Raw genomic sequence first — 12,955 nt, forward strand, 5'->3', positions numbered from 1 at the left:
CTCCGGGCACCGCCCGAGGCAACGCCCGCAAGGGCAAAGGCAACCACCGAGGAGAACCACAATGGCACCGCGTACCCGTGTCAAGGAACGAGCCGAAGAACAGGCGACCACCATGAGCGCCGACCAGCAGGCCGTGATCCGCATCGTCGCCAACGACCTGCACCGCCTGAACCAGTCGGTCATGAAGGCAGTCGAGGCCGGCGTGTCGGTGGAACTGGTCCGCTCGGCCCGTCACCATGGCGGCGACGGAAACTGGGGTGACCTGCTGATACCCGTCATCGTCACCCAGCAGCCACACGGCTGACAAGCGTTCCCTCTGCCCCCACGGATCCCGTCCGCAGCCCCTGCTGCGGACGGGATTTGTCTTTTAGCCACGGCTCATTTGACTACGACCCACCTGTCGAGTTTCTATCGCCTGCTACCAAAGTCGAATGTCGTTTCCAGCGTATTACTTGACACTTCCCGCAGTTGACGCGAACGTAAGGGACCGAACGCAACCCGATTGAACAGACGCCCTCAGCTGTCGGCTAAGCCAATGAAATGGAATGACCCAGATTCGGGCGGCAGTCCGGATGAGAGTGCGCGCACCCTTGAAGGCTGTGTCGCTGACCTGAGCAAGGTGCTCGTCGTCGGACGCTCCCCGATCAACCGCGTCGTCGTTGCCAAGATCGTCGAACGCTCCGGGCTGAAGACGATCTCGGAAGCGCCTGATACGGCAGCTGAGATGCTGCACGCGCTGGCTCCGGGCACGATCATCCTCGACGGCGGCAGCGACAACCGGGATTGCGACGGGCTGATGCAGTCGATCCTGTCGCTGAGGCTGGCGTCCGGCAGCAACCTGCCGTCGGTGATCCTTTTGTCCAACCGCGCCGGCACGCCCGAAAGCCTATCGCTGTCGAGTGCCGTCGACATCGTCGTCGCCAAACCAATCACCCCGGAGCGGCTGCAGCCCGTCGTCGAAAAGCTGCTCGGCCGCTGCTGAACCTCAGTCGAGGTTTTTCAACAGCTTCGACAGCTCGCCGAGATGCTGCAGCTTGCGGAAACGTGCGGCCGCTGTCGGTTCGTCGACATGCTCGTAGGCCCAGGTCAGGTCGTGGGGGATGTAGACGCCCCAGCTGCCGGCCTCGATCGCCGGCACGACGTCGGACTTGAGCGAATTGCCGATCATCATGCTGCGTGCCGGCCCATCGCCGTGGCTGCTGAAAATGCGCTCGTAGGTCGGCCGCGACTTGTCGCTGACGATCTCGACGGCATTGAAGAAATCGCCGAGGCCCGACTGCGCCAGCTTGCGCTCCTGGTCGAACAGGTCGCCCTTGGTGATCAGCACCAGCCGGTAGCGGCCGGCCAGCGCCTCGAGCGTGTCATGGACATGCGGCAGCGTCTCGATAGGATGGCTGAGCATCTCGCGGCCGGCGGCCAGGATCTTCTCGATCACAGAAGCCGGAACCCGGCCTTCCGTCACCTCGATCGCGGTCTCGATCATCGACAGGGTAAAACCCTTGATGCCGAAGCCATAGGTGCCGAGGTTGCGCTTTTCGGCCTCCAGCAGGCGTGACTTCAACTGCTCTGCCTCGCCATGATCGGCGAGCAATTCGGCGAAGTGTTCTTCCGTCATGCGGAAGAACTGCTCGTTCTGCCAGAGCGTGTCGTCGGCATCGAATCCGATGGTGGTGAGGGCGGGCAAAGCAGATGTCATGGCGGCTCTCTAGGCCGAAAATCGGACCGAAACCAGCTGATTTCAGTTCGAACCCAAGCAGAATCGCCTGATTGCCCCCCTTTTCTTATTTCATGGCGCCCGGCTATACTCGGCAATCTGCAACGACAATCTGGTGAATGATGCCGCCTGCAAAGAAGGAAGTCCGTCCGACCACTCGGGGGGCTCGCGCCCGCACGCCCGCATTTGTGAAAAACAAGCGTGGTGTGAAGAACTGGAAGGAAGCCTCCGAATGGCTCGAATGGCGCGGTATCGAGGACATAGAGTGCATCACGCCTGACCAGGCCGGCGTTGCCCGCGGCAAGATGATGCCGTCCAGCAAGTTCACCTCCAACACCTCGCTGGCCTTGCCGTCGGCACCGTTCATGATGACGATCTCGGGCGTCTATCCCGAAGATGGCAACGGCTTCGAATACCCGGAGGATGACGGCGACCTGAAGCTGGTGCCGGATCTCTCGACGCTTTCAGTGGTGCCGTGGGAAGACGATCCGACCGCCCAGGTGATCTGCGATCTCGTCCACCAGGACGGCCGCCCCGTCGAGTTCACGCCGCGCAACGTGCTGAAGCGCGTGGTGGCGGCCTACGAAAAGGTCGGCCTCAGGCCGGTTGTCGCGCCCGAAATCGAATTCTATCTCGTCCGCAAGAACCCCGATCCCGATTACCCGCTGACCCCGCCCGTCGGACGCTCCGGCCGCCCGATCGGCGGCGGTGCCGGCTATTCGATCGCCGGCGTCAACGAGTTCGACGAACTCATCGATGACATCTACCATTTCTCCGAGGCGCAGGGCCTGGAGATCGACACACTGATCCACGAGGAAGGTGCCGGCCAGCTCGAGATCAACCTGCGTCATGGCGACCCGATCGAGCTCGCCGACCAGGTGTTCCTGTTCAAGCGCACGATCCGCGAGGCGGCGCTGAAGCACGACACCTACGCCACCTTCATGGCCAAGCCGATCCAGGGCCAACCGGGCTCGGCGATGCACATCCACCAGTCGATCGTCGACAGAAAGTCCGGCAAGAACATCTTCACCGGCGAGGATGGCACGGAAACCGATGCGTTTTTCCACTTCATCGGTGGCATGCAGCAGCATGTGCCGAATGCGCTGGTGATGCTGGCGCCTTACGTGAACTCGTATCGCCGCCTGACGCAGGCGGCCTCGGCGCCGGTCAACAACAAGTGGGGCTACGACAACCGCACCACGGCCTTCCGCGTGCCGCGCTCGGACCCGGCGGGGCGGCGTGTCGAAAACCGCATCCCGTCCTCGGATGCCAATCCCTATCTGGCGCTCGCGGCATCTCTCGCCTGCGGCCTGATCGGCATGAACAACAAGCTTGTGGCCGAGCCGCCCATCCTGACCACCGCCAACGAGGACGAGATCGACCTGCCGCGCGGCCTGCTTGAGGCCGTCGACCTGTTCGAAAGCGACGACGAACTGGCAACGATGCTCGGCAAGTCCTTCGCCTCGACCTACGCGGCGATCAAGCGCGCCGAGTTCGAAACCTTCATGGAAGTGATCAGTCCGTGGGAGCGGGAGTATTTGTTGCTGAACGTGTGACGAAGCGAATAGCGAGCAGCGGAATAGCGAATAGAAGCGCTCATTTCCCTGTTCGCTACTCACGATTCCCTGTTTGCTCCCATCGCCCGAAATCCCGGAGCCATCTCCGTATCATGCTCTATCAGTCACCTATTTCCCCCGGCTTCTCCTGGTACGAGGACACGGCTGGCCCCCGCCCCGAATATCCGGCGCTTGACGGCGATCTTCAGGCCGATGTCGTCATTATCGGCGGCGGCTTCACCGGGCTTTCGGCAGCGACGCATCTTGCCAAGGCGGGCACCAATGTCGTCTTGATCGAAGCGCATCGTTTCGGCGACGGCGCCTCGGGGCGCAACGGCGGCCAGCTTGGCACCGGCCAGCGCGCCTGGGCCGAGGAGCTCGAAGGCGAGCTCGGCTTCACCCGGGCCAAGGCGCTGTTCGACCTGGCCGAGGAGGCCAAGGCGCACCTGCTCGATTTCACCGCCGCCAACGGCATCGACATCGACTATATGCCGGGCCAGATGTCGGTGGCGCACAAGCGGCGTTATGTCGACGACTACAAGGCCCATGCCGAGATCATGGCCAGCCGCTTCAACTATCCGCATGTCAGCTTCATGGACGCGAGCGAAACCGCCGAGCGGCTTGGCTCGACGCACTACTATGGCGGCACGCGCGACACCGGCACCGGCCACATTCATCCGCTCAAGCTGGTGATCGGCACGGGGCGCGCCGCGGCCGCCGCCGGCGCCCACCTCTTCGAAAACACGCCATCGACCGACATCACCTCACAGGGCGGCAAGGTCAGGGTGACGACGCCGCGCGGCACGATCACGGCACAGAAATGCCTGATCGCGGTCAACGCCTATGGCGGCAAGCTGGAGCCGGTGAGTGCCGCTCATATCATGCCGATCGGCTCGTTCATCGGCGCCACGGTGCCACTGGGCGCGGATTCGAAGGTCATCCCCGGCGGCGAGTCGGTCGACGACTCCCGCTTCGTCGTGCGCTACTTCCGCAAGTCGCGGGACGGGCGGCTGCTGTTCGGCGGGCGCGAGATCTACGGCGTCAACGACCCCAAGGACATCCACATCCACATCCGCAAGCAGATCACCGAGATTTACCCAGCACTGAAGGATGTCGAGATCACCCATGGCTGGGGCGGCTATGTCGGCATCACCGTGCCGCGCAAGCCGTTCGTGCGCGAGGTGATGCCGAACGTCATCTCGATGGGCGGCTACTCCGGTCATGGCGTGTTGCTGTCGAACTTCTTCGGCAAACTTTACGCCGAGGCGGTGGCCGGCAACCGCGACCGCCTCAAGCTGATCGAGGAGCTGAAGATCCCGCCCTTCCCCGGCGGTCGGCGTTTCCGGACGCCGCTCCTTTTCCTCGCCCTCAACTGGTTCGCGCTGCGGGACAGGATATAGCGCCATGGCGGACGAGTTGGTCGATCGTATCTACGAAGCGGCCTTTGTCCCGGATCATCGACGCTTAAGGCGATGATCGCCGCTTCCGGCTCCGCTTCAGCGGCATGCCGCTGTTCGATGGCTAGGCCCTGGGCGTCGACCGCCGAAGGGCACGGCAAGGTCCAGATCGAAACTCCATCGGCGCAGATGGCTCGGCGCAACCTTCAGCTGGTCTGCCTCGCAGCCTGCGGCTTTGCGCCCGACGTCGTCGGCTGCCACAGCGGCAGCTGTAGCCTGACGCGGGCGCCGACCCACGGGCCAACAAGGATTTCGACGCTGCCGCCATGCAGCCGGGCAATCTCGCGGGCGAGATTGAGGCCGAGGCCGGCGCCGCTGTTGCGCGGGCGCAGGCGATAGAAGGGCTGGAACACACGCTCATGCTCGTCGTCGGGGATACCCGGACCCTCGTCGTGGATTTCCACCCCACCCCTACCGTCGACCACCACCGATATGGTGCCCTCGCCGCCGCCATGATCGATGGCGTTGCGCAAGAGGTTGGTGACTGCCTGCTGGATCTGCAACGGCTGGATGTTGACCAGCACGCTCGTGGCCAACGGCTCGAACGTAAAGTCGTAGCCGGCGCCGAGCGCCAGCGGCGCGAAATCTGCGGCGAGGTGGCGTGCGAATGCAACGAGGTCGACGACCTCGCGGGCACCTGCCGACTGGTCGAGCACCTGCCGGTCGAGCAGCTGCTGCGCAAGGTTGGACAGACGCTCGATGTCCGTCAGCAGGCGCGCGCTTTCGGGATCCTCGCGCAGAAGTTCAGCGCGGGTGCGCAGGATGGCGATCGGCGTGCGCAGCTCGTGCGCCGCGTCGGTCAGGAAGCGGTTGCGCTGGTCATAACCCTGTCCGAGGCGTGACAGCGCGTTGTTGAAGGCTTCGACCAACGGCGCAATCTCGGTCGGCACCTGCTCGGTCGGCAGTTGCACGGCGCGATTGTCGATGTCGATGCGCTTGGCCTGTCCCGCCGTGGCGACCAGGCCGGCAAGCGAGCGGCGCACGACTGCCGGCGTGGTGACCAGCGTCGTCACGCCCATGACGATGATGACCGGCGAGAGCATGATCAGCACGACGAGCGCCAGGATAGGGATGATCCGGACCCAGATGGGCTGGCCGTCGGGATAGCGGACGACGTCGAAATCGAGGTCGACGTTGATTTCGAGGCCATCGGTCTGGTCGCGCGAGGCCACCGTCGCGGCGATGATCTGCATGCGGCCGGTACGGGTGTCGGCGTTCATCAGCGTCGCCTCGGGAAGGCGCAGTTCCTTATTGAAACCGAGGGTCGCCTTGTTCACGCCCCACAGCAGTTCGCCCGTGCCTTTTGCATAGGCCTCGGGAACATCCCCTTCCCTGAGCACCTCGCCCTTCTCGTCGCGGACGACGAACCAGAGGTGGGGGAACTCTTCCCGGAATTTGCGAAGGTCATCGGTATCCTCGATGACGAGACGACCTTGCGCGTCCCGCGCAATCGCCTCGGCGACAAGTCCGGCTGCCACTTCAGTATCGATGATCAGTCGGGGCTGGGCGATGAAGAACGCCGCGCACAGGAGCGCGATGAAGGTAATCAGCGTCGCCGCCTGGAGGAGAATGAGGCGGCGGACAAGGACCCATTGCAGCGAAGTCGGGCGCAGCTTCTTCATGCCACGGCGCGCAAGAGATAGCCGAGATTGCGGATCGCCCTGATCTCGACCCCGGCCGAGACATCGTCGAGCTTGCGGCGCAACCGCGAGAGGTGCGAATCGAGCGCGTTGGAACCGATCTCGTCGTCCATGGCGTAGACCGATTCTTCGAGCGTCGCGCGCAGCACGGTGCGGCCGGGCCGGCGCAGCAGCGCTTCAAGCGCCAGTTGCTCGCGCCGCAACAGCTCCAGCGGCTTGTCGCCGACGCTCGCCTCGCGATGGTGGAAATCATAAATGAGCCGGCCGACCACCGTCTGCTCGGAGCGCAGCGCGACAGGGCGGCGATGCAGCGCCCGCAGGCGCGCCATCAGCTCCTCCATGGCAAACGGCTTGACCAGATAGTCGTCGGCGCCTGCGTCGAGCCCGGTGACCCTGTCGTTGAGGCCGCTGAGTGCCGTCAGCATCAACACCGGCGCATCGACACGCAAGGCGCGCAGCTTGGGAATGAGGTCGAGGCCTTCGCCATCCGGCACGCGGCGGTCGAGCACGATGGCATCGTAAGGTCCGAACTCGGCCGCAGCCTCGGCATCGGCAAGCGTGGCAACGTGATCGACGATGACGTTGCGGCGTGCCAGCGCCGATTTGAGCACCGAGGCCATCTCCGGCTCGTCCTCAAGCAGCAAAATGCGCATGCACGTAATCCTTCGATCAATCCCCGGCCCCAGCCAAAGCCGGTAGGGGCATTGGCCCGCCACCGGCACCGGCACAGCCTCAAGCGGTTACTCGCATTCCAGCTTCGGCTTACGGAAGTTGGTGATGTACCAGCGCCCCTCGGACCTTGTGGCGTAGAATGTGTAGAAGCACTCCTGCTGCTCGACATAGCCTGGCGTGGTGTATTCCTCATAACGCGTGCCGCGCCTGGTGTCGCGATACTCGCCGCTGGTCGAGCCGGCGACGGCGTTTGTCGATATCTTGCTCCACTGGTAGGCGCGCTGGCCACGGCCGAGTTCGATCACCGAGGTGGGTGGGCCGTAGTCGATGATGACCGACTCGAGCGGCTGGCCGATATAGCCCTTCATGACGTCCGACTGGCAGCCGGCCAGGAAGATCGCGGCGGCGACGGCAAGTGTGCCGACAGCGCGGCGTGCAGTGCTGAGAGACATGTCTAATCCCAGTTTGTGGATGATGTTCCCGGGCAGCTACGCCGCCAAGATTGCATCTACATTGCAGCGGTCCCGGCGATCGCGGCCGGGATCGGGAATCTCCCTTGTCCTTGGAATTTTACGCGATGCGTTCCCCGAGCATCATCGATGATGACCTCTGCCTTCACCATGGGCAGGCGGCCGCACATTCACGGGAACCTTTTTCGATCGCTGACATCCAATGACTGAAGCCACCGCACAATGCGTTGGCGCCAGCAGGAGATATCTAGATGAAACTGGTTTCCGCCGCACTTTCCCTCGTGCTCGCGAGTGCCCTGCCCGCGCTTGCTCACGACATTCCCGCCGATGTCGCCAAGTCGCCGCCGGCCGGCGCCTTCAAGGCGGTCAGCAGCCTGGTCAAGCTGCCCGACTTCCTGCCCGGCATGGGCCAACTGTTCGTCGATCCCGCGTCGCTGCCGGCCGGACCGTTCCTCGCCTACGACCATGACGGCAAGCTGGTCAGCACCATCTACATGCTGCCGATCAAGGATCTCAATCCCGACAAGCGCTTCGACGATCTTGCTTCACCGGGCGGCAATGTCGACCACGTCAGCGTCTACTACAATGCCGGCCATCCCGGGGTGGAAGAGCCGCATGCCCATGTCGTGCTGTGGCATGTGGCCAAGGCCGACGAGGCACGGGTGGCGAAATGATCGTCACGCGCAGACGCATGATCGAAGCCGGCGGGGGATTTTTCCTCGCCGCGCTTCTGGCAAGGCCGGCGCTCTCGGCCGGCGCAGTCATCGACGTCGAGATGCACGGCAAGGATGACGGAGCGCATGTCTGGTTCGATCCGATCGGCATTCACATCGAGCCCGGCCAGACCATCCGCTGGACCAATCGCGACCCCGGCAATTCGCACACAGTGACGGCGTATCACCCCGACATGTTCGAGCGGCGGCTGCGCATTCCTGTCGACGCCAAGCCTTGGAATTCCGACTATCTGATGCCGGGCGAGACCTTCTCGGTGACGCTGACGGTGCCTGGGGTGTACGACTATTATTGCGTGCCGCACGAGCACGCCGGCATGGTCGGGCGGATCGTGGTCGGCGTGCCGCCTGCACCGGTCGAGACGGCAACAGCGGCAGACCCGACGCCGCTGCCTGACATCGCGCTGGACGCGTTTCCGCCGGTGGACGAGATCATCGCCAAGGGCATCGTCCGCAAGGCGTGAACGGCGAGCCGGAAACTGGAGCGACAACATGCAACTGGCAATCTTGTGGAAACAGGTCGACCTCGACAGGTACCGCGACGAGGAACTGGTGGCACTCGCGCGTCAAGGTGGCGAGAACGCCATCCGCGCGCTCATCAAACGCAACAACCAGCGGCTTTTCCGCATTGCCCGTGCCGTCACGCGCGACGACGCAGAGGCGGAGGACGTGGTGCAGGAGGCCTATGTCAGGGCCTTTACCCGGCTCGACAGCTTCAAGGGCAAGGCGCTGTTTTCGACATGGCTCACGAAGATCGCGCTCAACGAGGCGATCACGCGTATCCGCAAGCGACGGCCTTCCGCCGAGCTGGACGAACTGGATGCCGCCGCCAATGGAGGCCAGGTGGTCATGTTCCCGACATCGCTGACACCACCTGGAGCAGATGCCGAGCTTGGTCGCGGGCAGGTACGCGCCTTGCTCGAACAGGCGATCGACGAATTGCCGGCGGCCTTCCGCATTGTCTTCATCCTGCGCGACGTCGAGGAGATGAGTGTCGACGAGACCGCGGCACAGCTGGCGCTCAAGCCCGAGACGGTCAAGACGCGGCTGTTCCGCGCCCGCAAGCTGATGCGGGCAGCGATCGAAAAACGCCTGTCGAGCGGCTTTGCCGAGTTGTTCCCGTTCAATGGCTGGCGCTGCGAACGCATGGCCGACCGGGTGGTCGAGCGGCTGCGCGGCGAGGCTTAAAGCTTCCTGACGATCACGCTGCCGGCGGAGTAGCCGGCGCCGAAGGAGCAGATCACGCCGAGGCCGCCAGTGGGCAGGTCGTCGGAGAATTTCGAAAACGCGATGATCGAGCCGGCGGACGAGGTATTGGCGTAGTCCTGCAGCACGTTGGGCTGCTCTTCGCGGCTCGGCTCGCGACCCAGCACCTTCGAGCCGATCAGGTCGTTCATGCCCTTGTTGGCTTGGTGCAACCACAGCCGCGACAGGTTTTGCGGCTCGATGCCCTGCTCCGCCAGATGGCCGAGCATCAGTTCGGCCACCATCGGCACCACCTGCTTGAACACCTTGCGGCCTTCCTGGTGGAACTGCATGTCGCGGCGATCGGCCATGTGGCCTTCGCGGGTGCGGCGCAGGAAGCCGTTGTTGTTGCGGATGTTGTTGGAGAACTCGGTGAGACAACGGGTGGCCAGCACCTCATAAGCATAGTCCGTCTTCACCTCGTCGACGCGCTGCAGGACGACCGCCGTGCAGACATCACCGAAGATGAAGTGGCAATCGCGGTCGCGCCATTCCTGATGCCCGGAGGTGATCTCGGGATTGACCATCAGGATCGCCCGGGCCGAGCCGGTGCGGATCATGTCTGATGCCAGCTGGATGCCGAAGGTCGCCGACGAGCAGGCGACGTTCATGTCGAAGGCAAACCCCTTGATGCCGAGCGCCTGCTGCACCTCGATGGCGACAGCCGGATAGGCACGCTCGTGGTTGGAGGCAGCGCAGATGACCGCGTCGATGTCGGCGGCGGTCAAGCCCGCCTTCTTCATCGCCTCATCGGCTGCCTTGACCGAAATCTCGGCCATCAGCGACAGCTCGTCCTCGGCGCGCTCAGGCAGCACCGGGTGCATGATGCCGGGATCGAGAATGCCGAACTTGGAGACGACATGGCGGCGCTCGATGCCCGAAGCCTTGACGATGAACTCTTCCGACGACATCGCCATCGGCTCGCGCTCGCCCGCCTCGATGGCGTCGGCGTGGAGCTTGTTCTGGCGGTGGGCATATTCATTGTAGGAGGCCACCAACTCGGCGTTGGTGATGACCTCCTCCGGCGTGAAGATGCCGGTCCCGCTGATCGCAACCCTGTGCATGGCGTTTCCCATTGGTTTTGAGCCATTGGAATAGGGTTCAGGCAGCAGCGGTCAAGCTTTGTGACCACAATTTCAGGTCGAAAGCGCGGTTACCTCGCGGCAGAAATGCTCAAATGCAGCGCCCGCCATCCACTTCCATGGCCACGCCGGTGATCAGAGAGGCCTCGTCGGAGACCAGGAACAGGGCGGCGTTGGCAATGTCGAGCGGGGTCGAGAAACGGCCGAGTGGGATCGACGCCTTGAACTTTTCGCGGATCTCGGGCGTGTCCTTGCCCATGAACTTTTCCAGCATGCCTGTCTCGCCAGCGACCGGGCAGAGGCAGTTGACACGGATGTTCCTGGGCGCGAGCTCGACCGCCATCGACTTGGTCGCGGTGATCGCCCAGCCCTTGGAGGCATTGTACCAGGTCAGGCCCGGGCGCGGTCTCAGGCCGGCGGTCGAGGCAGTGGTCAGGATCGAACCGCCGCCCTGGCGCTCCATGATCGGCACGACCGCGCGCGCGGCATGGTAGATCGCCTTCATGTTGACTGCGGTGATCAGGTCGAAGACGTCTTCCTCGACATCGACGAGATCGCCGTTGCGGTGGGTGTAGCCGGCGTTGTTGACCATGATGTCGATGCGGCCGAAGGCACTTTTGGTGGCGTAGACCAGCTCGTCGAATTCGGAGCGCTGCGACACGTCGGTTGTGATTGCGATCGCGCCATTGCCGATCTCGACCGCGACCCGCTCGGCCTCCCTGGAGTTCAGATCGGCAACGACGACCTTCGCGCCCTCCTCGGCAAAACGCCTGGCCATGCCTTCGCCAAAACCGGCGGCACCGCCCGTGATGATCGCGACCTTGTCCTTGAGCCTGTCCGCCACGTTACGCCCCTTTCGAATCGAACCCTGTCACCAGCCACTCATCGAAAACGAAAACGCCTCGGTCAGCAACAGACAAGCAGTTGCCGCGGAGTGCTCGGCTTGCGGCACACTTCAAACAATTCTAAAGTAAATGTCTGCCTCTGGGTGGGGACGCAAGCATGAAACTTCGTTTCTTATTTGCATTGTTTTCAGCAAGTGCAGGTCTGTTCATCTGTTACCAGCAAGCAGCGAATGCAGCCTGCATGGTGCCGAGCTACAACCAAAAGCGCGGCATACCGCCCGGCTTCACCGAGGCGCAGGGCTTCAAGGGCCGCTTCGACTTCCCCGCAAGCACCAGTGAACCACTTCCGGCCTTCCTGTCGATCGACTTCACCCAGGACTGGCGCGCCTATATCCAGGCGGTGCTCGACTATTCGTTCGAGGGCAACATCGCCGTCGACTTCGACGTTGCCGACAACAATGTGCGCAACTGGTATCATGCGCTCTGGATGCATCCGGGCAATTCGGGACGGGAATTCCTGCACGGCTTGACCAAGGAACGCGCCACCGACCCGGAACAGCTCGCCGAGGGCGTGACCAAGTCCTTCGATACATGGGCGGTCGGCTTTTACAATGCGCTCGGCGCCACCACCTTCGCCAAGGTGTGGAACGACCCGTGCAGCCCCAAAATCGACGACATCTATTTTCCCATCGGCACGACGACGTTCAAGCTGCTGTTCACCACCGCCACGGCAACTGACATCCCCTATCTCGCCGGCGCACCGGAATGGGAAGGTGACATCGGCCGGGCGCCCAATCGCATCGGTAAGCTGCATCTCTATCAGATCGACATCGCCGTGCGCGACCCGCGCTCGCTGCAAACCGGATGGGTGTTCGGCACCTTCGTCTACCAGGGCAGCGTACCCGGCACCGATCCGTGGAAAAAGCTGGTGCCGGTCGGGCTGAGCTGGGGCAACGACCGCTTCGTGCCGCCGCCGGGACAATTGCGCCAGAACGTGCTCAACGAAACGCTCGAGGGAAAGATCTATGGCTGGGCCGGGCGCAAGGAGCTTGGCTGGGGTGGGCGCGTCAACGGCCCGGCCGACAACCAGATCAGCTCCTGCGTTTCGTGCCATGGTTCGGCGCAATATCCGCGCAGCGACGATTTCGGCAACTTGCCACGGCAGCCGGCGACGCCGGTCGATTACCAGCGCCGGCTCTTGGAGTATTTCCGCGACATCTTCGCCGGCGGCGTGTTCGACGGCGAGTCGCGTTACTTCGGCACGCAGACAGCTGTCTTGGCGCGGCCGCTCGACTACTCGCTGCAGTTGCAGGTCGGCATCGAACGCATGTGCGCTACGGTCACCGCGCGCGAGGCGCCGTTCAATGACGGCACGGTCCCGGTCCCGCCGGTTTGCCCGACACCTCCTGCTGTCGTGGCTGGCGGCCCCGAAAGCCTCTCGACCGGACCGGCGCTTGCCGATCGCGACGACACGATCGACGCCCTGCTGGAGCCGATCAGATAGTGAGCCGGGCTACATGGCGGCAGGGATGCACGGCAGCAT

The 12,955-nt window shown here is 63.6% G+C and carries 14 protein-coding genes; 8 read left to right on the plus strand and 6 right to left on the minus strand.

Annotated elements, in window-relative coordinates:
- Positions 1-61: 61 nt before the first annotated feature.
- Positions 62-304 (plus strand): SMc00767 family acetate metabolism repressor, encoded by a 243-nt coding sequence (locus HNQ95_RS17965; protein WP_067965227.1) that lies wholly within the window; start codon positions 62-64, stop codon positions 302-304.
- Between the two features lie 231 nt (positions 305-535).
- Positions 536-982 (plus strand): ANTAR domain-containing protein, encoded by a 447-nt coding sequence (locus HNQ95_RS17970; protein WP_154385327.1) that lies wholly within the window; start codon positions 536-538, stop codon positions 980-982.
- A gap of 3 nt (positions 983-985) precedes the next feature.
- Here HNQ95_RS17970 and HNQ95_RS17975 read toward each other — a convergent pair whose 3' ends face one another.
- Positions 986-1,696 (minus strand): HAD family hydrolase, encoded by a 711-nt coding sequence (locus tag HNQ95_RS17975; RefSeq protein WP_154385326.1) that lies wholly within the window; start codon positions 1,694-1,696, stop codon positions 986-988.
- A gap of 137 nt (positions 1,697-1,833) precedes the next feature.
- Between HNQ95_RS17975 and HNQ95_RS17980 the strand changes: the two genes are divergently transcribed.
- Together HNQ95_RS17980 and HNQ95_RS17985 are read left to right on the plus strand one after the other, a co-directional pair.
- Positions 1,834-3,270, plus strand: coding sequence for a glutamine synthetase family protein (locus HNQ95_RS17980; RefSeq protein ID WP_182574789.1), 1,437 nt, complete (start codon positions 1,834-1,836; stop codon positions 3,268-3,270).
- 113 nt (positions 3,271-3,383) lie between these two features.
- A complete protein-coding gene (locus HNQ95_RS17985; protein WP_182574791.1) occupies positions 3,384-4,670 on the plus strand; it encodes an NAD(P)/FAD-dependent oxidoreductase in 1,287 nt (428 codons plus the stop codon).
- 203 nt (positions 4,671-4,873) lie between these two features.
- On the opposite strand, the gene HNQ95_RS17990 is transcribed toward HNQ95_RS17985, so the two are convergent.
- From HNQ95_RS17990 to HNQ95_RS18000, 3 genes are all read right to left on the minus strand, one after another.
- The gene (locus tag HNQ95_RS17990; protein WP_182574793.1) at positions 4,874-6,349 is read right to left on the minus strand and encodes a sensor histidine kinase; all 1,476 of its coding nucleotides are present in this window, start codon (positions 6,347-6,349) and stop codon (positions 4,874-4,876) included.
- Entirely contained in the window at positions 6,346-7,020 is a 675-nt protein-coding gene (locus HNQ95_RS17995) for a response regulator (RefSeq protein ID WP_182574794.1), read from the minus strand. The genes HNQ95_RS17990 and HNQ95_RS17995 overlap by 4 nt, the downstream gene beginning before the upstream one ends.
- 87 nt (positions 7,021-7,107) lie before the next feature.
- Positions 7,108-7,491 (minus strand): hypothetical protein, encoded by a 384-nt coding sequence (locus HNQ95_RS18000; RefSeq protein ID WP_067965241.1) that lies wholly within the window; start codon positions 7,489-7,491, stop codon positions 7,108-7,110.
- Positions 7,492-7,760: 269 nt separating this feature from the next.
- Here HNQ95_RS18000 and HNQ95_RS18005 point away from each other — a divergent pair, with 269 nt between their 5' ends.
- The 3 genes from HNQ95_RS18005 to HNQ95_RS18015 are packed head-to-tail and all read left to right on the plus strand — an operon-like array spanning position 7,761 to position 9,428.
- Entirely contained in the window at positions 7,761-8,183 is a 423-nt protein-coding gene (locus tag HNQ95_RS18005) for a DUF5602 domain-containing protein (protein ID WP_154385323.1), read from the plus strand.
- Positions 8,180-8,704, plus strand: coding sequence for a plastocyanin/azurin family copper-binding protein (locus tag HNQ95_RS18010; RefSeq protein WP_182574796.1), 525 nt, complete (start codon positions 8,180-8,182; stop codon positions 8,702-8,704). The genes HNQ95_RS18005 and HNQ95_RS18010 overlap by 4 nt, the downstream gene beginning before the upstream one ends.
- A 28-nt stretch (positions 8,705-8,732) precedes the next feature.
- Complete coding sequence (locus HNQ95_RS18015) at positions 8,733-9,428, plus strand: RNA polymerase sigma factor (protein ID WP_182574798.1); 696 nt, start codon at positions 8,733-8,735, stop codon at positions 9,426-9,428.
- Here the strand turns inward: HNQ95_RS18015 and HNQ95_RS18020 are convergent.
- Positions 9,425-10,549, minus strand: coding sequence for a beta-ketoacyl-ACP synthase III (locus HNQ95_RS18020; RefSeq protein ID WP_182574800.1), 1,125 nt, complete (start codon positions 10,547-10,549; stop codon positions 9,425-9,427). The genes HNQ95_RS18015 and HNQ95_RS18020 overlap by 4 nt on opposite strands.
- 109 nt (positions 10,550-10,658) lie before the next feature.
- A complete protein-coding gene (locus HNQ95_RS18025) occupies positions 10,659-11,411 on the minus strand; it encodes an SDR family oxidoreductase (protein ID WP_067965251.1) in 753 nt (250 codons plus the stop codon).
- A 158-nt stretch (positions 11,412-11,569) separates the two neighbouring features.
- Here HNQ95_RS18025 and HNQ95_RS18030 point away from each other — a divergent pair, with 158 nt between their 5' ends.
- The gene (locus tag HNQ95_RS18030; RefSeq protein WP_182574802.1) at positions 11,570-12,916 is read left to right on the plus strand and encodes a hypothetical protein; all 1,347 of its coding nucleotides are present in this window, start codon (positions 11,570-11,572) and stop codon (positions 12,914-12,916) included.
- Positions 12,917-12,955 lie beyond the last annotated feature (39 nt).

The sequence above is a fragment of the Aminobacter ciceronei genome, assembly GCF_014138625.1.
Classification (GTDB): domain Bacteria; phylum Pseudomonadota; class Alphaproteobacteria; order Rhizobiales; family Rhizobiaceae; genus Aminobacter; species Aminobacter ciceronei.